General features: G+C 35.1%; 20 protein-coding genes. 6 read left to right on the top strand and 14 right to left on the bottom strand.

Annotated elements, in window-relative coordinates:
- Positions 1 to 131: 131 nt before the first annotated feature.
- On the bottom strand, positions 132 to 1,379 hold the full coding sequence (locus tag ACK1U5_RS25800) for a hypothetical protein (RefSeq protein ID WP_000738867.1): 1,248 nt from the start codon (positions 1,377 to 1,379) through the stop codon (positions 132 to 134).
- A gap of 175 nt (positions 1,380 to 1,554) precedes the next feature.
- On the opposite strand from ACK1U5_RS25800, the gene ACK1U5_RS25795 reads away from it, so the two are divergent.
- On the top strand, positions 1,555 to 2,232 hold the full coding sequence (locus ACK1U5_RS25795) for a response regulator transcription factor (RefSeq protein ID WP_000565484.1): 678 nt from the start codon (positions 1,555 to 1,557) through the stop codon (positions 2,230 to 2,232).
- An 11-nt stretch (positions 2,233 to 2,243) separates the two neighbouring features.
- Positions 2,244 to 3,635, top strand: coding sequence for a sensor histidine kinase (locus ACK1U5_RS25790; RefSeq protein ID WP_044584134.1), 1,392 nt, complete (start codon positions 2,244 to 2,246; stop codon positions 3,633 to 3,635).
- 12 nt (positions 3,636 to 3,647) lie between these two features.
- Here the strand turns inward: ACK1U5_RS25790 and ACK1U5_RS25785 are convergent, their stop codons facing one another.
- Positions 3,648 to 4,169: a dihydrofolate reductase family protein gene (locus ACK1U5_RS25785; protein ID WP_000085764.1), complete on the bottom strand. Its 522-nt coding sequence runs from the start codon at positions 4,167 to 4,169 to the stop codon at positions 3,648 to 3,650.
- Positions 4,170 to 4,244: 75 nt separating this feature from the next.
- Here ACK1U5_RS25785 and ACK1U5_RS25780 point away from each other — a divergent pair, with 75 nt between their 5' ends.
- Positions 4,245 to 5,219 carry a helix-turn-helix transcriptional regulator gene (locus tag ACK1U5_RS25780; RefSeq protein ID WP_113710808.1) on the top strand — a complete coding sequence of 325 codons (975 nt, stop codon included), beginning with the start codon at positions 4,245 to 4,247 and terminating at the stop codon, positions 5,217 to 5,219.
- Positions 5,220 to 5,240: 21 nt separating this feature from the next.
- On the opposite strand, the gene ACK1U5_RS25775 is transcribed toward ACK1U5_RS25780, so the two are convergent.
- From ACK1U5_RS25775 to ACK1U5_RS25735, 9 genes are all read right to left on the bottom strand, one after another.
- Entirely contained in the window at positions 5,241 to 5,678 is a 438-nt protein-coding gene (locus ACK1U5_RS25775) for an HIT family protein (protein WP_100619831.1), read from the bottom strand.
- Between the two features lie 60 nt (positions 5,679 to 5,738).
- On the bottom strand, positions 5,739 to 6,116 hold the full coding sequence (locus tag ACK1U5_RS25770; protein WP_000778818.1) for an OsmC family protein: 378 nt from the start codon (positions 6,114 to 6,116) through the stop codon (positions 5,739 to 5,741).
- Positions 6,091 to 7,518 carry an amino acid permease gene (locus tag ACK1U5_RS25765; RefSeq protein ID WP_001187097.1) on the bottom strand — a complete coding sequence of 476 codons (1,428 nt, stop codon included), beginning with the start codon at positions 7,516 to 7,518 and terminating at the stop codon, positions 6,091 to 6,093. The genes ACK1U5_RS25770 and ACK1U5_RS25765 overlap by 26 nt, the downstream gene beginning before the upstream one ends.
- Before the next feature lie 204 nt (positions 7,519 to 7,722).
- The gene (locus ACK1U5_RS25760; RefSeq protein WP_000345955.1) at positions 7,723 to 8,367 is read right to left on the bottom strand and encodes an amino acid ABC transporter permease; all 645 of its coding nucleotides are present in this window, start codon (positions 8,365 to 8,367) and stop codon (positions 7,723 to 7,725) included.
- Positions 8,368 to 9,024 carry an amino acid ABC transporter permease gene (locus tag ACK1U5_RS25755; RefSeq protein WP_069605037.1) on the bottom strand — a complete coding sequence of 219 codons (657 nt, stop codon included), beginning with the start codon at positions 9,022 to 9,024 and terminating at the stop codon, positions 8,368 to 8,370.
- Between the two features lie 62 nt (positions 9,025 to 9,086).
- Complete coding sequence (gene glnH / locus ACK1U5_RS25750) at positions 9,087 to 9,917, bottom strand: glutamine ABC transporter substrate-binding protein GlnH (RefSeq protein ID WP_000916491.1); 831 nt, start codon at positions 9,915 to 9,917, stop codon at positions 9,087 to 9,089.
- Between the two features lie 12 nt (positions 9,918 to 9,929).
- Positions 9,930 to 10,661 carry an amino acid ABC transporter ATP-binding protein gene (locus ACK1U5_RS25745; RefSeq protein ID WP_044584131.1) on the bottom strand — a complete coding sequence of 244 codons (732 nt, stop codon included), beginning with the start codon at positions 10,659 to 10,661 and terminating at the stop codon, positions 9,930 to 9,932.
- 132 nt (positions 10,662 to 10,793) lie between these two features.
- Positions 10,794 to 12,254, bottom strand: coding sequence for an alanine/glycine:cation symporter family protein (locus ACK1U5_RS25740; RefSeq protein ID WP_000447396.1), 1,461 nt, complete (start codon positions 12,252 to 12,254; stop codon positions 10,794 to 10,796).
- Positions 12,255 to 12,413: 159 nt separating this feature from the next.
- A complete protein-coding gene (locus ACK1U5_RS25735; protein WP_000401641.1) occupies positions 12,414 to 13,385 on the bottom strand; it encodes a phosphotransferase enzyme family protein in 972 nt (323 codons plus the stop codon).
- Between the two features lie 188 nt (positions 13,386 to 13,573).
- On the opposite strand from ACK1U5_RS25735, the gene gerKA reads away from it, so the two are divergent.
- Genes gerKA through ACK1U5_RS25720 form a run of 3 tightly spaced genes read left to right on the top strand, consistent with a single transcriptional unit; the run spans position 13,574 to position 17,268 of the window.
- Positions 13,574 to 15,076 carry a spore germination protein GerKA gene (gene gerKA, locus ACK1U5_RS25730; RefSeq protein ID WP_000139248.1) on the top strand — a complete coding sequence of 501 codons (1,503 nt, stop codon included), beginning with the start codon at positions 13,574 to 13,576 and terminating at the stop codon, positions 15,074 to 15,076.
- Positions 15,057 to 16,163 (top strand): GerAB/ArcD/ProY family transporter, encoded by a 1,107-nt coding sequence (locus ACK1U5_RS25725; protein WP_000185796.1) that lies wholly within the window; start codon positions 15,057 to 15,059, stop codon positions 16,161 to 16,163. The genes gerKA and ACK1U5_RS25725 overlap by 20 nt, the downstream gene beginning before the upstream one ends.
- Positions 16,144 to 17,268, top strand: coding sequence for a Ger(x)C family spore germination protein (locus tag ACK1U5_RS25720; RefSeq protein WP_000484124.1), 1,125 nt, complete (start codon positions 16,144 to 16,146; stop codon positions 17,266 to 17,268). The genes ACK1U5_RS25725 and ACK1U5_RS25720 overlap by 20 nt, the downstream gene beginning before the upstream one ends.
- Positions 17,269 to 17,301: 33 nt before the next feature.
- On the opposite strand, the gene treC is transcribed toward ACK1U5_RS25720, so the two are convergent.
- The 3 genes from treC to treR form a co-directional block, all read right to left on the bottom strand.
- A complete protein-coding gene (gene treC / locus ACK1U5_RS25715) occupies positions 17,302 to 18,963 on the bottom strand; it encodes an alpha,alpha-phosphotrehalase (protein ID WP_069605036.1) in 1,662 nt (553 codons plus the stop codon).
- A gap of 13 nt (positions 18,964 to 18,976) precedes the next feature.
- A complete protein-coding gene (gene treP, locus ACK1U5_RS25710; protein WP_044584129.1) occupies positions 18,977 to 20,404 on the bottom strand; it encodes a PTS system trehalose-specific EIIBC component in 1,428 nt (475 codons plus the stop codon).
- A gap of 141 nt (positions 20,405 to 20,545) precedes the next feature.
- Entirely contained in the window at positions 20,546 to 21,256 is a 711-nt protein-coding gene (gene treR, locus ACK1U5_RS25705) for a trehalose operon repressor (RefSeq protein ID WP_000987244.1), read from the bottom strand.
- Positions 21,257 to 21,540: the final 284 nt, after the last annotated feature.

Genomic DNA, 21,540 nt, shown 5'->3' with positions numbered 1-21,540 from the left:
CATTTGATTTTCTCCATAAGAAAATCAGCCGACTGCACGAAAGCTATTATATAACGAGTAGAAGATTTTTTACTATGTAAAAGTTTCCTAAAGAAAAAGACGCTATATCAGTAGCGTCTTTGCTCATTTCATTAATGTCCACCGTGTCCTTGACCACTTTCCTGAACAATTTCTAACCTCTCATCTAGTATTCCTTGTGTTTCAAATGAAATATCACTCGTACTTCCTAATAAGAAGCCATGATTATATGGTCCAAGTGTTGGATCATCTTTAAACTTCGGCTGAATGCTTGCAAGGAAGTCATACACTGGTTGTGAAGCTTTCCCTTCTTCTAACAAGACAACAGGTGCGTGTTTACCCATATGTGAAAAAGGTGCCCCAGCAACTGCTAAATCTGGTGTTTTGCTTGAAACAAATGATAAACCGTGACCAGGTTTTGTGAATCCCCAGCCAAATTTTGTTTTTTCATCTTTAAATTTCGCAAACGCAACCGAATTTTCTGTTGGAGTCTCTCCACTAATACGCGTTACTTTCCCGTATTTGCTCAGCTCTTTTTCCACTTCTTTTGAAACAATTTTTTCTGGCCCTAATACATATATATTTGCTTTGTCTTTTCTCATTTTTAATGCCTCTATTGTCGCTTCTGGCACTTTATTCTTTTCTGTATAGAGTAGTGGTTCCGGCATATGAGAAATCCAATTTACAGCGGGTGTTGTATATAAACGGCCTTCTTCTGCAGACGAACCAATAATAACACTATTTGGGTAGCTTCCTGTTATATCGGCATACTCCTTATCAACATCCTTCGCAAATATAGCTGGGTCCGTTTCTTTTATTTGTTTTACTTTATAACCTTTTAATTGTTCAAGCGCGCTAGTACCTACATCTCCCATCACCATAATTTGTGTTCCGTCTTTCGTTCCGATTGGATTTAATCGTTTTATTTCTTTTAACGTCATTTCCGGTATCTTTTCTTTTTCTATAAATAAAATCGGCCCGTTATTCGGATGATGAATAAGGTCTGCACTCGCAATACCTAATTGCCACTCGCTTGCTGGTACTAAAATAACAGCACCTGGCTGGTTCTCCTTATGAGTTGCTGGCCATATCGTTTGCGAAGTTAATACTGCCATTTTTAGGGGGTCATTTGTATTTAACCTCGTCACATTTTTTAGACTTGTCGTTAATAAATCATTAGATGCACCTTCGTTCATTTCTTTTGGCGCCGTTACCTCCTGATTCATTTTCATTTCCTTTTGCTCTGTTTTCTTCTCTTTTGTAGATTCATGGTTTTTATGGTCTGTATTCGTTTGTCCGCATGCAGCAAGACCAACTGCTGTAATTATTGTTATCCCAAAAATTCGGGTCATTTTTTTCACTATACCGCCTCCGTATTAATCATTTTTGAGCCAATATGATTACCTAAAATGTAATTTCAACTCCACAATAACAAGCAATTCTGAAGAAATTATGCAGACGCATCATAATCTGCACCATTTCTTCATGATTTTGCATTACACTTTAAGTAACGATTATAAATATGGAGGGCTCTCTATGATTGATATACTGCTCGTAGACGATGAACCGAGAATGCTTGAATTATTAACGCTTTATCTTACCCCAATTGGATATAACTGCGTATGTGCGACTTCAGGAGAAGAAGCTATTTTACATATAGAAAATCGAAACTTTAAATTTGTTTTACTCGATATTATGATGCCAAAGATGGACGGATGGGAAACGTGCAAAAAAATCCGATCTTTTAGTAACATTCCTATTATTATGGTTACAGCTCGTGATCAAACAGTAGATGTCGTTCAAGGATTAAAACTTGGAGCCGATGATTACGTAACGAAACCTTTCCATGAAGAAGAACTTTTCGCAAGAATTGAAGCCGTTTTAAGACGTACAAATGAACATAAACAAATCCAATATCACGGTATTGTATGGGATGAAACAAAACACTTCGTTTCTGTCCATAGTGAAGAACTCCTTCTCACACCAATTGAATTTTCTTTACTCGGATTATTTTTACGCCATGTGAACTACGTACTAAACCGTGATCAGCTCATCGAACGAATTTGGGGATTAAACACAAATACAGAAGATCGCACAGTCGATTCGCATATTCGTAATTTACGTGATAAATTGCGAAAAGCAAATTTCCCTATTGATCATCATTTAAAAACCGTGTATGGAGTAGGTTATCGATGGGTTGATACTGAACAGTAAGGGGCAAAACGATGAAACGAATTTCAATTCAATTCGGATTTTATTTTTTAATTGTTACACTTTTAATTGAAAGTGTTCTCTTTATTTTGCTCTATTATAGTCTCGTAAACACTAGAGTAAATGAAGAAATGACAGCTTTATTAAAGCGAGGAAATAGTCATCGAGATGTACTTGAAAAATATTACGATGAGCAAACCATCTCTCACGTAGCATTAATGGAATCTGAAGCTGAAACAACTGTCGTTATTACAAATACAAATAAAGAAGTGCTAGCTAAATCTAACGAAATAAACACGACTATAAAAAATCACATTAGTAGCATGCAGACTCGAACAGACCATAACGGAGCGATTATAGAAAATCATTGGAAAACATCTAATTATATATGTACAGTTAGTCCTATCATAGTAGCTGGAAAACATGAAGGGTATGTGTATATGTTTCTTGGAACAAAATCCATTGAAAAGTTGGTAAATGGATTAACGAAACAATTCATTATTGCTGGCGCCATCACGTTTCTACTCACAGTCATCACAATTTTCCTATTATCACGTTTATTAACAAAACCATTGTTACACATGAAACATGCAACTGAAAAAATGAGTAAAGGCGATTTGTCCGTTTCATTAACGACTACTCGAAATGATGAAATTGGTGAACTAGCATCATCTATTCAAACGCTCGCAAATGATTTACATTATATGAGAACAGAGCGAAGTGAATTTCTAGCAAGTGTTGCTCACGAATTACGAACACCATTAACATACGTAAGAGGTTACGCTGACATTGCTTTAAAAGAGACCACATCTCCTGAGCAACGTTTGCGATATTTATCTATTATAAAAGATGAGTCTGATTACATTACAAACTTAGTTCAAGATTTATTTTCACTTGCACAAATGGAACAACATAACTTTTCTATTCAAGTAAAGGAAGTACATTTACACACCTTCCTTACTCGCATAGCCGAAAAAGTTAACGCTATGTATAAAGAAAGGTACATTAAAGTTTCTTTCTCTTGTCCTCCTACACTGGTAGTAAACTTAGATGAACAGCGATTTGAACAAGTTATAATAAACATTTTAAATAACGCTTATAGGCATTCAAAAGAACATTCTCATATAAACATTTCTGTTACAGAAGAACATAGACGTATTTTCATTACAATTGAAGATGAAGGCGAAGGTATTCCGCCTGAAGACCTCCCTCACATTTTCGATCGTTTTTATCGAGTTGATAAAGCGAGAACACGAGCTACAGGCGGAACTGGTTTAGGACTATCTATCGTAAAAGAAATTGTAGAACTACACGGCGGAAATATTACTGTAACGAGCGAAGTCGATTATGGGTCTTGCTTTATAATTTCATTACCATCCATAAAGAAACACGACTATCATCAATAGTCGTGTTTTTTATCACTTTACTTTATAATATAAATTTACAAATTGCCCAAAACGTTTCGTATCCGTTAAAGTTAAATTAATTTCCGGGTTCTTGTCTTGAAATAACGGAACTCCAGAACCTAATATGTGAGGTGTAATCGTAACAACATATTCATCAATTAGATTATTCTTAAAGAACTCTCTTAAGAGACTCCCTCCACCGACCATCCATATTTTAGATCCTTCTTGTGCTTTTAACCTTTTTGTAAACTCCACTACATCTTCATTTACAAACTCCACGTGTTCGTTTGAACCTTTTTCTGAGTTAGAAAAAACATAACATTTTTTATCTAAATACGGGAATGGTTCTATATGCTCTACTACATAATCATACGTTCTTTTTCCCATAATTATTGTATCAATAGTTTCGTACATTTCTGTATAACCGTTATCTCCCTCTCCTTCGGTTTCCATTAACCACTGTAAATCATCATCTTCTTTCGCAATATATCCATCTAAGCTCGCCGCAATAAATAAAACTATTTCACGTGACATATTTTTTCCTCCTTATACCTCATCTTGATAACATTATGATGTAAACAATATACTAACAATAAAACACGACAATTTATGTCATGTTTAAAAAGAAAAAAGGTGATACATTTGTCAAAAGCTAAACGCTTATTAGATATTCTTATATTTGCTTCTGCGAAAAAAGCATTTACAGCTCAAGAAATAGCCGATGAATTTAATATTTCTGTTCGTACTGTCCATAGATACATTTTAGATTTAAGTGATATGGGATTACCCATTTACGCTGAACAAGGTCGCAACGGAGGATATAAAGTATTAACGAATAGAGTAATTCCACCTATTTTATTTACCGAAGAAGAAGCAGTCTCTATCTTTTTTGCCTTTCAATCTTTAAGCTACTACAGAGACTTGCCTTTTAACACAGAAATAAATTCCGTTACACATAAACTATATAGCTCCCTACAACATGATGCGAAAGCTAAAGTTGACAAAATACGTTCTTATATCGCCTTTTGGAATCCGAAAAGAACAATTGAGACACCACTTTTAAACGAAGTGTTAACAGCGGCTATTGAAAATAAAAATTTACACTTTCAATACGAATCTAAATCAAGGATCAAAACAAAACACGTTCATCCTATCGGTGTATATGCGCATGATGGTTTATGGTATTTACCTGCTTATGATTTTAATGTAGAAAAAACATTACTGTATCGCGTCGATCGTATTCTTTCTATATTATCAACGGAAGAAAATGAAGATACATTCATGAATTTAGAAGAGTGGTTTGCCTCTAACTCTCACGTAGTACATAATCCTACTCAGTTACATGTTTTACTGTCAACAGAAGGCGTACGCCAATGTAAAAGCGTGCCTTACCTTGAAGAATTCGTTGTAACAAACGAAAACGGGACAGGATATATACATTCAACAATTGATAAAGGAGAAATCAATTTTATTACCCCTTTATTTTATAGACTCGGAAAAGATGCAAAAGTTTTAGAACCGATAGAATTGATAGATGGTTTACGTATGCGTGCGAAAGAAGTTTTACATATGTATGAAGACTAAAAAGGCGTAAGAGAAATTCTCTTACGCCTTTTTAGTGTGCAGTATTTTCTCTATCTCTTCTTTTAACAACGTCTTTATTTCTTCCAAATTATGATTCTTCTTTTGTCCCGGTTGTACCATATAAAACTCAGCAAACGAACGCTCTTTATATCTTGGTACGACATGCATATGATAATGTGTTAACTCGTTAAATACTCCACCATTTTGACAAACTGTAACTCCGTCAGGTTTATATACTATCTTAATCGCTTTTGCAATAAGCTTAGAAGCATCCATAACGGATTTTGCTACAACATCATTTAATTCATCTACTTCTACAACATGTTGCTTTGGCACAATTAAAGTATGTCCTGGGTAGAAAGGCGCATGATCTAAAAAGCAAGTTACATAGTCATCTTTATATATTTTATATATTTTTTCCTCTTCGTTTGCTAATTTACAACCTAAACATTCCATCATACTTTCTTCCTTTATTAAAAACATAAAAACGTGAGAGCCGTATTCTCACGTTTTTATGTTTCATTTTATTAGTTCAATTGTTTCCGTAACCTTTATACTATCTTTTACAGATTGAACAATCGTACAATTTTTCACTGCAAGTTGCAGCGCCTTGTCCAGCTGCTCTTCTGTAATATTTTGCGCTTTAATTTTATAGTGCAAATGAACACTTTCAACTGGCTTCGATAACGCTTCACTTCTACCAATTTCAGTTTCGATTGTAAACGTATCGTATGGAATACGTTTCTTTTCTAAAATCGTTCGAAAGACAATTGCACTACACCCTGCGATAGAAGAAACGAGTAATTGTAACGGTGAATAACCGTTTTCTTTTCCAATCGCTAATTGACCATACAATAAATCTGCTTCTATATCATCGTGTTTGATTGTTAGTTTCATTTGTTTTTTCCATCTCCACTTTCATCGGTTTCTGCCGTTTCTTACTAATATAATAATATATATAGCAGAAAATGATAAATGGAATACCACAGTATAACGCCATTCTTTGTTCAGGAATAAACGCTAAACTAATAACAACGATGCTATTTGTAATTAAAGCTAAAATTGGAACAATCGGGTATAGTGGTGTTCTATACTTTAAGTCCTCTAACTTTCCCCCGCCTTTTATATACTGACTTCTAAAGCGAAGTTGCGATAGAGCAATAATGATCCAACTTGAAACAGCCGATAAACCAGCTATCGATAATAAATACATGTATACTGTATCTTCTGCAAGGAAACTTGTGAATAGAGATAATCCAGCTACCGCAATCGTTACGACTAGCGCTGTAATTGGAATACCACGCTTATTTACTTTCTGGAAGGAAGTTGGTGCCATTCCCTCATTTGCAAGTGACCATAGTATACGCGTCGCTGCATATAATCCAGAGTTCGCTACAGATAATAACGCAGTAATAATAACGAAGTTCATAATATCAGCTGCGTATGGAATACCAATTTTATCAAATACGACTACGAATGGACTTTCAATTACACCTGCTTCTTTCCAAGAAATTAATCCTACTAAAATTGTCATTGTTAAAATGAAGAATAACATAATGCGCCATACTGTATTACGGATCGCACGTGGAATTGTTTTTTCTGGATTTTCACTTTCTCCCGCTGCAATTCCGATTAACTCTGTTCCTTGAAATGAGAAGTTAACTGTAATCATTGTAAGTAGTACGGCAGCTAGTCCATTCGGGAAAAGTCCACCATCGCTTACAAAGTTAGAGAAAAGAGGTGCTGCTTCTTTTCCGTCATATGATATAAATCCTAATAATGCACTACCACCAAGAACAACAAATGCAAGGATTGTAATTACTTTAATACTAGAAAACCAAAATTCTAATTCAGCATAACTTTTTGCCGAAATTGCGTTTGAAGCATATAAAATAACACCGAATACAAGGCACCATACCCAAACATCAACATTTGGAAACCATCTTTTCATCATTAAACCGATTGACGTTAATTCTAGCCCCACTGTTACTGCCCAGCCAAGCCAGTATAACCAGCCAATCATAAAGCCCGTTCCTGGTCCAATAAACTTCGTTGCATACTTTTGGAAAGATCCTGAAACCGGCATAGCTACCGTTAACTCTCCAAGACAAAGCATTGTTAAATACATAATAAATCCGCCTACTAAATATGAAAGGATGGCTCCCCCTGGTCCAGCCTGATTAATAGTGTAACCTGAACCTAAGAAAAAACCAGTTCCGATTACACCACCAAGTGCGATCATAAATAAATGTCTACTCTTCATCGTGCGATGTAATTTCTCATTCGTTGGTTGCTGCATCTAAATCCTCCCCCTACCAATACCCCTATATCTTGTTAAAATTTTCTGATAATAAAAATATACACGAAAGCGATTACATTTTCTATATAAAATTAAAACTTTTCTGATAAAATAATATAAAAATCGAATTATTGCAAGATTTAGATTCTATTTAGAGGAAAATAAGGAGAAACAAGGAAAAAACTCTTACATATATTGTAAGAGTCAACGAAGTTCTAATCTTCTCGATAAAATTGATAAACTATAATTTACGATAAAGTACATACAAGCTACTAATATAAATGTTGGAATCATGTAATTCACATTTTGCCCGCTAATAATTTGAGCATTATGCATAAGCTCAGGGAGTGATATAACAACCGCTAGCGACGTATCCTTCAGCAATGAAATAAATTGACTGACAAGCGGCGGAACCATTCTCCTTAATGCTTGTGGCAAAATAATATGCCAAAGCGCTTGCACATAAGTTAATCCCGAAGATCTTGCGGCTTCAACCTGCCCTTTTTCAATAGACAATAAACCACTTCTAACAATTTCAGATATCATTGCTGCCTCAAATATTGTTAAAGCAACAATTGCAGCTGTTATAATTTCTAATTTCAAGCCTGCTTCTGGAAGTGCAAAATACGTGAAAAATATAATTAACAGTAGTGGTAAGTTTCGAATCACTTCAACTATAACTCCTAATATTTGTGAGACGACAGGTATTTTCGTGTAGCGCAATATACCGATTACACTTCCAATAATAAAACTAAGTACAATTGCTATGAGCGCTACCTCTAATGTTATAAGTAATCCTTTTAATAAAAATAGAATATGATCTCCTGTAATTGCTCCCTTGAAATCCATTTACACCGCCTCCTTTGCCAAGCGTTTTTCTAAATAACGCACTAGCATACTGAGCGGAATTGTTAATATTAAATAAAACATCCCGACAAATATATAAACATCAAACGTAACAAACGTCTTCGTTGAAATTAAATCTCCTTGATACATTAAATCAGCACCAGCAATGATTCCAAGTATTGAGGAGTTTTTAACTAAATTGAGAAACTGGTTTCCTAAAGGGGGAATTACAATTTTCACAGCTTGTGGTAAGACAACATAATACATCGCCTGCACATACGTTAGCCCTGAAGAGCGAGCAGCTTCCATTTGCCCTTTCGCAACTGATAAAATACCAGCGCGAATTACTTCTGCAATAAAAGCTGCCGTATATACCGTAAGCGTAACTGTTCCTGCTACAAAACCATTTAAAGTAATTCCTATTACAGGTAAAGCAAAATAGAATATAAATGCAATTAATACGAGTGGAATATTTCTTACAAACTCCACAAAAGCTGATCCTATCCAATTTAAAATACGAATAGGTGCAATACGCATTACTGCCAAAATTACTCCTAAAATAAAACTACCTATCAATGCAATTACACTAGATATAACTGTATATTTAAATCCTTCTAAATACATATCAATGTTATTCGTTAATATAGAAAAATCAGGCACATATTCTCCCCTCTTTCTTTACAAGAAGAGGATGAGTACTCTCATCCTCTCACTTTTACTATCTACTTTTCTGGTTTTTGTCCAATCCATTTCTCATATAATTTGTCATACTCTCCGCTTGCTTTCATGTCTTTAATTAAAGTATTAATCTCTTTCGTTAAATCATCTGCCCCTTTTTGCACTGCAATTCCATACGGTTCATCTGTGAAAATTTTTCCTACTACTTCATAATTAGAATCTTGTTTTGCCATTCCGTAAAGGATCGCATTATCTGTCGTTAACACATCACCTTTACCTGCCTTTAACGCTGTAAATGCCTCACTATAATTTTCAAACTCTAATACAGTCGCTTCTGGTGACTTTTGACGAATGTTATTTGTAGATGTTGATCCTTTTACAGCTAATACTTTAACGCCTTGTTTTATATCATCGACACTCTTAATATTGCTTCCTTTTTTCACAAGTAACGATTGTCCTGCTTTAAAATATACATCTGAAAAATCCACTTCTTTTTTGCGTTCTTCCGTAATTGTCATTGTTGCAATAATTGCATCAATATCACCATTTTTCAGCATTGGAATACGTGTTTTAGACGTTACTTCTTTCAGCTCTAGCTTCTTTTCATCTCCAAGAATCTTTTTCGCAAGTGCCTTCGCGACATCAACATCGAATCCTTCTACCTGCCCTGTTGAAGGATTTTTTAATCCAAATAAATTCGTATCATTCTTCACCCCAACTACTAATTTCCCTCGTTTCTTAATTTGCTCAACAGCCCCGCCTTGCTTCGTATTTGTTTCCTTTGCCTCATCTTTCTTACTTCCGCAACCAGCAACAACAAGCACGAATAAACATGAAAATACGATTAAAGTAAATAATTTTTTCATTTTAAGCATGGAATTCCTCCTCTAATGATTTAGCACCCGACTTAAAAATAAACGAGCTCTTTCTTGTTCAGGGTTTGCAAAAAAGTGCGCCGGTGTTGTATCTTCAATAATTTGACCATCATCCATAAATAAGATCCTATCTGCTACCTCTCTAGCAAATCCCATTTCATGTGTAACGACAACCATTGTCATCCCTTCTTTAGCCAGGGCCTTCATAACATCAAGTACCTCTCCAATCATCTCTGGATCAAGAGCAGACGTAGGCTCATCAAACAGCATAATTTCCGGCTGCATCGCAAGTCCTCTAGCAATTGCTACCCTTTGTTGTTGTCCTCCGGATAATTGATGCGGATATACATTAGCCTTCTCTGGGATTCCTACTTTCTCTAAATAAAGCATTGCTGTTTTCTCTGCTTCTTCTTTGGAAACTTTATTTACTTTAATCGGTGCTAATGTAATATTTTGCAGAACTGTTTTATGTGGGTATAAATAAAAATGTTGAAAGACCATCCCAATATTTCGCCGCAATTCATTCATGTCCGTTTTTTTATTGTGTACCTCTGTATTTTGTACAATTAATTCTCCATCTGTAATTGCCTCTAATTGATTTATACATCGAAGCAATGTACTTTTTCCTGATCCTGAAGGCCCGACAACTACCACCACTTCACCTTTTTTCACTTGCACATTAATATTTTTCAAAACTTGAAAGTTACCATAATATTTATTTACATTACGAAATTCTATCAACATACTCCCCCTTCCCCTAACAATGCATGTACATTCTTTTTATATTCAAAAATAGTCCCAAAAATAACTTTTAGCTTCAATTTGTCCATAAAAAAAAGCAAAGAGTTTCCCCTTTGCTTCTTCATTTCTATTCTGTTAAGATACTTCTTCTTTCTTATCTTTCCCGTATTCATGCTCCCAAAAATCAGCATTTTTAATTCCTAATGGCCCTGGATCGAATACTGGATCTTTTCCTTCTTTTTTCTGTTTTTCATAATCCTTTAATGCGACTAATGCAGGTTTTTGTAATAGTAAAATCGCAATGATATTTACCCATGCCATAATTCCTACCCCAATGTCGCCTAAAGCCCAAGCCGTTGCTGCTGTTTTTATACATCCATAGAATACAGCTCCTAAAAATACAAACTTTAGTACCATAGACATCCAAGGACGGTCTTTATCACGATTTAAGTACGCAATATTCGTTTCTGCAATGTAGTAATACGCCATAATTGTTGTAAACGCGAAGAATAATAACGAGATTGCAACGAAACCGTTTCCAAATCCAGGGAAAACAGATTCTACCGCCGCCTGTGTATATCCTGGTCCTGGCTGAGCACCATTTAGTTTATTAACGATAAAGTTTTTTCCGCTTGCATCAAATACGTTATACATGCCTGTAATAATCATCATAAATGCTGTTGCTGAACAAACAAATAATGTATCAATGTAAACGGAAAATGCTTGCACTAAACCTTGCTTAGCTGGATGTGATACTTCGGCTGCTGCTGCTGCGTGTGGTCCAGTCCCTTGTCCTGCTTCATTGGAATAAATACCACGTTTTACCCCCCAAGAGATTGCTAAACCGATAATACCACCGAAAGCAGCTTCTAATGCAAATGCACTTCTTATAATTAACATAAATGCTTCTGGCAATTTTTCAATATTCATAGCAACAATGACGCAAGCTACTAAAATATAGCCTATTGCCATAAAAGGTACGACAACTTGCGCTACGTTAACAATTCGCTTTACTCCACCGAAAATGATAAGAGCTAATACAACAACTAATATAGCCCCTGATGCGGTAGTATTAATACCAAAAGCCGTTTCTAAACTTACAGCAATACTATTTGCTTGTACGCCTGGTAGTAAAAGTCCTGTTGCAAGAATTGTCGCTGCAACGAATACTAAAGCATACCATTTAACTCCTAGACCTTTTTCGATGTAATAAGCAGGTCCACCACGAAACTGCCCTTGATGTTTCGTCTTATATATTTGCGCGAGTGTTGATTCTACATAAGCTGATCCTGCCCCTAAAAAGGCTACTGCCCACATCCAAAATACAGCTCCTGGTCCACCGAATGCAACCGCTGTTGCTACCCCAGCGATATTCCCTGTCCCAACACGTCCTGATAACGAAAGTGCTAACGCTTGGAATGAAGAAACACCAGCCTCTGATTTTTCTCCTTGAAATGTCAGCTTCACCATTTCTCCTACGTGCCTTACTTGTAAAAACTTCGTTCGAATAGAAAAATATAAACCTACTCCTAAACATAAATAAACAAGTGCTGGACTCCAAACAATATTATTTAACCAATTTACGAAAGTTTCCAACATTCCCCCTCCTTCTTTATAAAGAATATTCAGAATATATATAAAATTATAAGTGCATACCGAATCTAGGACAATATTATTTTAATAAAGTAAACATATTTTTGTATAAAAAAACAAAGTATATATTTGTTTTATATACTTTGTTTTGAACTAAATGTATTATATATTCACAATTGCTTCTCTTTTAATAATTCTTTCGTATAGCTCTTCTGATAATTTCAAGAAGTTATCAGGCATATCTTTCCCTTTAAACTTCTTCTGAAGCGTTCCATATAAACCTATATCACGTAAACGTAAAAATAGTGGCAACGATTCATACCAACTATCCGCCAGCCTGTGCTCATACTCATATCCTTTTCGTAACACTTGTAACTGTTTACGAGCAAAATCTGTCTTCTCTTCTGCTGTCCACGGTGTAAATAGAACAGAGTAATAAAGAACCATCGCTAAATCATGTATAAAGTAATTATAAGCTGCATCATCAAAATCAAAGATTGTTAACTCTTTACCATCATAATGAAAATTACCTGGATGAATATCCCCGTGCATAAGGCCGAACGTTTCTCTTTCAATTGAAAGAGCCTTTATCTCATCCATTAATACCGCAGCGATTTTTTTCACTTGATCATCTTCTAGTTCATTAACAATCCCACTCTCGTCTTCTTCCCACGTATCACGATAGTCTGTTTTAGGATATTCCATTGTAAGGCGATGCAGTTGCCCAATCGCTTTTCCCCATGCTTCAAAGAGAGGCTCGCCCCAATAAGGCGATTCCTCTCCTTTTACTTGCTCACCTTTTGCATATGTAAATAAGGAAGCGAAAAAGAAAGTTTCATCCTCTGCTACGATTTCTTCTACGAGATTTCGAGACGTTGAATAAAGAGGTCCTGCTACCTTTGCCCCATTCTCCGCAACATATCGTAAAAAATCTAGTTCGGCCTCTACCTCTTGTTTAGAACGATGAGAAGAATGTGTTAAACGTAATACGTAATCTTCATCATTATCACCCTTCGCCTTAAAAATATAATTCTCAAAATCTCCAAGTGGCTTTTCTTCCACTGTTACATGAAACAAATTCGCTGCTCTTTTTAAAATCTCTTTTGTAAAAACACGTTCTACAGCTATTTCCATATATATCCCTCCTATATATCTTCTTAATTCGACACAAATGTTAGAAGTACTGCTATGAAATTGAATAATGCACAAAAGACAATGTAACGTAACCTTCAATCCTCTTTTTTTAAAATAATTCAAGCATAAATTTCTCACAAACGACAAAAATTAACAGAAACAATTGCACTTTAAGAGAGGTGGAAATTATGACAGAGCAAAAAGAACAACAAGAGAGTAAAAACCAAAAGCATATGTTTCCATCACTTCCGGAGAACATTAATTACATTGAAAATAAACTTTCTCATTCTGATGATATAAAAAAATTAGATCTCCCTTTTCAAAACGGAAAAGGAGCAATCTTATATATCGAATCTTTAGCAGATCCAAATCTAATTCATCAGTTAGTCCTTGAGCCATTATTAACGCGATCAGATTTATCTTTAGATAAAGCTTTTTCTACGTTAAATATGAAAAAAGAAACGAATTTAAATTATGGGATACAACTTTTATTACAAGGTAAATCCTTATATTTTCATGAACACGTCGACAGTTTTTGTATTTTCGAAACAACCTTATCTTTAAAGAGAGATATAGCAGAGCCTGATAATGAAGGAGTTGTGCGCGGTCCACATACTGGTTTTGTAGAGGATCTAGCAACTAATTTAACCTCTATTCGTAAACTCATTAAGAGTCCAAATTTAGTTGTTAAGTATTTTACACTCGGTGAAGAAATGCACACGAAAGTGGCAATTACTTATATGCAAAATATAGCGAATGACGATTTAGTTATAGAAGTGAAAAGAAGATTGGAAACCATTAAAACGGATGCACTTATGCCACCAGGATACATACAAGAATTTATAGAGGATACGTCTTTCTCCCCATTTCCGCAGCAATTAAATACAGAGCGTCCAGATAGAACTGTTGCTAATTTAATGGAAGGGCGTGTTGCTATTTTATCTGATGGAGATCCAACAGCACTCATCGTTCCTGTTACGTTATTTGCTTTCTATCAATCACCAGATGATTATAATAACCGTTGGATTGTCGGTTCTTTCGTCCGAATGATTCGCTTAGTAAGTTTTTTAATTGCCTTTCTCTTACCAGCTTTATATATTGCAACTGTTGCTTTTCATCCTGATGTGTTACCGCTCGAACTTGTGTATACGATTAAAGCTTCATTAGAGAAAGTACCGCTTCCTCCTATTTTTGAAGCTCTCTTAATGGAGTTAATTTTCGAGTTATTACGAGAAGCTGGTATTCGCTTGCCGAGCCGCGTTGGACAAACAATCGGTATTGTAGGTGGTTTAGTAATTGGGGATGCAATTGTAAAAGCTGGACTCGTTTCTTACACAATGATCATCGTTGTAGCTTTAACTGCAATCTCATCTTTTCTCGTTCCATCAAACGATATGAGTTCAGCAGTTCGGATTCTTCGTTTTCCATTAATGCTCCTTGCTGCCATATTCGGATATGTAGGAATATCATTCGGTCTCATTATAACTTTCGTTCACTTATGTCAGCTTCATTCATTTCATACACCATATCTTTCTCCTGTTGCCCCGATGCGGATTAAAGATATGAAAGATTCTTTCATAAGACTACCAATTTGGTCATTTTGGGAAAGACCACATGATCCAAAACCGAAAAAAATGCAGCGCCAACATGTAACGAGAGAGGATGAGGACGGTGACAAACACGCAAAGTAAAATTTCACTTGTTCAATTTACCTTTTTCGTTATTCAATGCCAAATTGGGGTCGGTATACTATCTCTACCTAACCGGCTTCATCCGATAGCAAAAGGTGGTGGTTGGATTTCTGCGCTCATTGCGGGGCTTGCCATTCAACTTATTATTTTACTTATGTGGCTTTTCTTAAAACGATTTCCTGATGCAGATATGTATAAAAGTGTTTGTATGCTATTTGGTAATAAGTTAGGAAAACTATTGGGCTTTTCTTATGTTTTTTATTTTACCCTTATCGGTATGACGGTTATGTTGAATGCTTGTAACGTCATTAAAGTATGGGTTTTACACGCAACTCCGTGGTCTGCAATTCTCATATTATGTACAGTAGCTTGTTGTTATGTAGCTTATAACACATTTAAAGTCATCGTACGATTTTATGTCATGGCCTCTATTCTCATTATTCCAATGGCCCTTTTAATTGCCCTAGGGCTTTCACGAGCTGATTTCTCTTATATTTTTCCTATTACAGAAGCCGGATGGTGGAATATAATTCAAGCATCCAAGGAAACAATTACAGCCATGTATGGTTTTGAAATTATTCTTATCGCTTTTCCAAAAGTAAATGGGAGTTCTATTGCAAAACTGAAGGCCATTTCTATCGCCAATGGATTTGTAACTCTTTTTTATACTTTTACCGTTTGGATTTGCTTTATCGTATTTAGTCCAAAGCAAATTGAGCTTATTCCAGAGCCAGTTGCTTACTTATTACGCTCCTTGCATATTGGAATTATAGATCGAACGGACCTAATCTTCATCCCAATTTGGATGATAACAGTTGTCGCTTCTATTGCTAGTTATTACTGCGCTGCTTCAATCGGAATTGGACATATATTCAACCTTGCTAATCATAAAAAGGCTGTTCCAATCGTTGGTATTATTGCTTTTAGTGTAGCCTTATTTATAGATACACCTGAAGAATTAAAAGTAATTTCAACTTTCACTGATAAGTTCACCTATATTTTCATCGTTGTTCTCCCTCTTTTATTTCTACTTTATTCAATAATAAGAAAGAAGAAAGGAGAACAGTATGTTCCCAAAAAGAGTTAAATTACTTTTAATATTATGTGCTAGTTCCCTCCTTTCTGGCTGTTGGGATCAAGAACCATTAAGGGAGGCAAGTTTAGCTTATAGCGTTGGAGCTGATATTACGGAAGAGAATAAACTCCAGCAAACAATCGAGCTCGTAAAAAGTTCAAGCGGAGAGCAATCTTCATTTGAGAATGAAATATATTCAGCAACCGGGCATAACATAATGGATACAGGCGATGCCCTAAAAAAAAATGTGACTGGGAATATTCGCTATTTTAAATATGGTGTTCAATTACTCGGAACCAAAATTCTAAAAAAGGGTATACTCCCCTATTTAGATGTCAGCTTTCGAGATCCAACAAACCCAACTGCTTTAGTAAAACTTATTGCAGTAGATGGTGAATCATCGGAGATACTCGAAAAAAAGAAAATAGGAAATTTACTAATTGGAGATTTTCTAAAGAAAAAAGTGAAAAGCTTAGAAGATATGAGTGTATTTCCAAAAGAAACTTTAGAAACAGCTGCTACAAAAATGTTAGATCCCGGTAAAGACTTTACCCTTCCTTCTATAAAAATAAAAGGAAAAGAAGTAGTTACAAACGGGTTAGCTTTATTTAACAATGATAAATTAACTGGGCATTTACCTTTGCAACAATCTGTTTTATTCGTATTATTAACCGGAAAAATGGGAACAAGTGCCCGTATAACCCAAAAACTGACTAGTGATGAATCTGAGAAGACATCTGATTATTTAACAATGGAAATTAGTAATCGAAAATTAAAACGCGACTTAAAAATAACAACAGATAAAAAAGGAAATGTTTATGCTCACATTAAGCTCCAATTAAAAGTTATAGCACTTGAATCTCCGAGAGATAATATGTATACAATGGACGATAGAGAAAAACTAAATAAAGAACTTTCTAAACAACTCACGAAAGAAGCGAAAAAAATAACACGAAAACTACAAAAAGCAAATTGTGATGCTTTCGGTATTGGAAGACATCTTATCGCTTATCATCCTAACTTATGGAAGAAAAAAAATTGGAATAAAGATTATGCAAAAGTAAAATTCAAACCTGAAGTAGAAGTAAGCATTTTGTATAGTGGTGTCTTAAAATAAAAAGGTTGTATGCCGCTCGGGCATACAACCTTTTTATTTCGTATATCGATACACAATTGATTCATATGGTCTTAAGTTAAGTTTTGCAATATCCTTGCTGGCATCTTTATAATTCGACAGTAGTACTTCTTGTTTCATTCCATCTAACTGAACGTGCGCTGGTACTGAATACGTTATTTCTTCTCCATAGAAGTTATTTATAACAAGTAGTACTTCACTTTCTGTAGTACGAGTATATGCCCAAATTTTAGGATCATTTTTATCCAAAATAGCATATTCTCCTTCTGTAATTACATCATACGTTTTTCTAAGCTCTATTAACTTTTTATAATGATAAAATACGGACTCTTTATCTTCTAATGCCTTCTCTACGTTTATTTCTTTAAAATTTTCAGCCGCTGAAATCCAAGGTGTACTTGTTGTAAAACCACTGTTCATCTCTTCATTCCACTGCATCGGAGTGCGAGAGTTGTCACGAGATTTTTGCTTTAAAATCCCTATAATCTCTTCTTTTGATAGCCCTTCTTTTAGCTTTATATCGTATATATTTAACGATTCTACATCACGATATTGCTCGATGGACTCAAATTTAGGATTCGTCATACCGATTTCTTCCCCTTGATAAATATAAGGCGTTCCTTGCAGCATGTGCATGGCTGTCGCTAACATTTTTGCAGATTTGTTTCGGTACTTTCCATCATCACCAAAGCGTGACACGATGCGAGGCTGGTCATGATTACACCAAAATAACGCATTCCATCCTCCGCCCTTTTGCATTTCAATTTGCCAGTTAGACATAATCTCTTTTAATTTAATAAAATCAAACTCTGCTTTCGTCCACTTATCACCATTCGGATAATCTACTTTTAAATGATGGAAACTAAACGTCATGCTTAATTCATTACGCTCAGGATTAGAATATTTAATACAATTATCAATTGTCGTAGATGACATTTCTCCAACTGTAATGACATCTTTTCCTGCAAAAACATTTCGGTTCATCTCTTGTAAATATTCATGAACACGCGGGCCATCTGTATAATACTTGCGTCCATCACTTGTCGCAGTACTACCTTCATCGTTTAAAAAGCATTGGTCTTTTGAAATTAAGTTAATGACATCTAATCGGAATCCCGTTACCCCTTTATCCAGCCAAAAGCGCATCATATCATATACTTCTTCACGCAGTTTTTCATTTTCCCAATTTAAATCAGCTTGTGTTTCATCAAATAGATGTAAATAATATTGCTCCGTCTTCTCATCATATTTCCAAGCAGATCCACCAAACTTAGACTGCCAATTATTTTTTTCATCACGCCAAATATAGTAATTACGATATGGACTATTTTTATCTTCCTTCGCTTCTTTAAACCACTTATGTTCAGTCGAACTATGATTTACAACAATATCAAGCATAATTTCAATGTTACGTACTTTCGCTTCTGCTAAAAGTTCTTCAAACTCTTCCATCGTTCCGTAAGATGGATCAATGCTGTAATAATCACTTACATCATATCCATTATCATTTTGTGGTGATTGGTATATCGGTGTTAACCAAATATAATCCACTCCGAGTTCTTTTAAATAATCTAGTTTCTCTGTAACCCCTTTTATATCACCGGTTTCTCTATTGTAATAACTATTAAAGCTCTTCGGATAAATTTGATATACTACACTTTTATGCCAATCCTTCATGTTTAACTTCCTCCTACTTCTGTTTCACTCTTTTTGCAAATAACCATGTTAAAGTAAATGGGATTACAACTGCAATAATCATTCCGACAATAAACATCGGAATCGATTTCGGAATGATAGAAATAAATGCTGGCAATCCCCCAATTCCGATAGCAGGTGCTAATACACCATTTAATGTAATGAATATCGCTGCCACAGCAGACCCTATAATCGCTGCATAAAACGGGAACTTATTTCGTAAATTCACACCAAACATCGCTGGTTCTGTAATACCGAAGTATGCTGAAATGGCTGATGTTGATGCCATACTTCTATCATTTTGATTTTTAGAAATCCAGAACATCGCAAGTGCCGCACTACCTTGCGCAATGTTAGAAAGAGCAATCATCGGCCAAATAAATGTACCGCCATGTTGTGCAATCAATTGTAAATCAATTGCAATAAACATATGATGCATACCTGTAATTACAAGTGGTGCATATAACGCTCCAAATAATACTGCTCCAACTACTGGTACTGTTTCATATACACCTACTAATCCTACTGTTAATAAATCTCCAATATGACGTGTAACCGGACCAATAATTCCTAATGCTAACACACCTGTCACAACGATTGTTGTAATTGGTACAACTAATAATTGAATTGCATTTGGTACATGTTTCTTTAAGAAAATTTCTACTTTACTTAACACAAATGCAGCTACTAAAACCGGCAAGATTTGACCTTGATACCCTACCTTTTCAATTTGGAACAGTCCTAAAATATCGAAGTACTCAATCTTTTGTCCGTCTAAACCAGTCGCTGCTTTTCCATAGTCCCAAGCGTTTAATAAGGCCGGGTGCACAAGCATTAATCCCATAACAATCCCTAGTATTGGACTACCACCAAAACGCTTCGTTGCTGACCACCCGACAAGTGCTGGTAAGAATACGAATGCTGTATTGGCCATCATATTAATTAAATCCCAAAGCCCGCCTAAGTTCGGATAAACATCTAATAAATTTTTCCCATCAAAAAATAAGTCCTTTGCGCCTAATAGATTGTTAATACCCATTAGTAAACCAGCCGTTACGATCGCTGGTAATATCGGCATAAATACATCTGAAAATATTTTTACAAACTTTTGAGCTGGATTTAACTTCTGATTTCCAGAGTCTTTTACGTCAGCTACAGTCGATTCTTTCATACCCGCAAGCGTTATCAATTCAGCGTAAACACGATCTACATCTCCTGGACCAATTACAACTTGAAATATACCAGCGTTATGAAACGCTCCTTTCACTAATGAAACAGACTGTAATTTATCATTATCTATTTTACTTTCATCTTTTAAAGCGATACGGAGCCTCGTCACACAATGTGCAGCTTGTTCAATATTGTCTTTCCCACCAATATACTGCAACACTTCCTCTGCTGTTTTACGATAGTCTTTCCCCATATTCCCGTCCCTCTTTTCTTTTTTTGATACCGTTTACAATTACATATTAACTCGTATATACAAGTTAGTCAACACTCGTATATACGAGTTTGTGTTTTTTTTATAAAAAAAAGAGATGAAACAATATTTTGTTCCACCTCTTTACTTCCTGCGTGCCACATCCGAAAAGTGAAAAATATCTAAACGGTGGCGTGATTCTGTATATTCAAACTGACTTCCATCATACAAATGTGTAAAGTTTTTCACAACGACAACATAGTCTGTTCCATTTAAATCTAAATACTTTCTGTCATCCTCTGTACATGGCTGTACTTCAATTACCCTCTGCGAATAACTAATATGTAGCCCAAGCTCTTTCTCGATGTATTTATAAATCGATGCAGTTGCAATTTCTTTCGTTAATCCTGGAACAAACTCAGATACAAAATGATTTATATCTAAAATTACTTTTTCTCCATCAATATTTCGTACACGTTTAATATGGTCAATCTCTGTTTTTTCTTTTACATTTAATAATTTTGCAATTTCTTTTGTGGCTTTTTCTTTGTCCATTTCCACAACTTCTGTAATACAATGACGTCCTAAACGTTCATTTTCTTCTTGAAAACTTACAATACCGCCAAAATTAAATTCAATATTTTTTCGCTTTAAAACAAAAACACCTTTTCCATGAATTTTTTGCACATATCCACGCTCTTGCAGTAAATCTACAGCTTTTCTCACCGTGCCTCGGCTTGCCTCATACTGCTTCATTAATTCTGTTTCTGATGGGATTTTGCATCCCTCTTTTAATTGTTTATTATCAATAGATTTACTGATTTCTGTATAAATTTGTTCATACTTACTCATCATCTACAATAGCCCCTTGTCACCTTCTAATTCTATATGTATTATAACATGCTTCACTCTTCTGCCAATCTCTCACTTATTTTCCAGTACAAGAAAAATATAGGTAAATATTTAATCTTTAAAACGTATTTTTATAAAAATTTTTATATTTTTCTTTTCATTCAAAAAAACATGTAGTATACTAACTTCAAAATCAGAGGAGAAAGGGAGCAAAGAACTATGCTTACTTATACAACAACTGTAGTTACATTTGCACAAAAACATCATCATCATCATACGTAACCCTT

This window comes from Bacillus sp. XB1 (genome assembly GCF_053557995.1).
The sequence above is the reverse complement of the archived record's forward strand: the minus strand, read 5'-3'. Positions and strand labels throughout refer to the sequence as shown.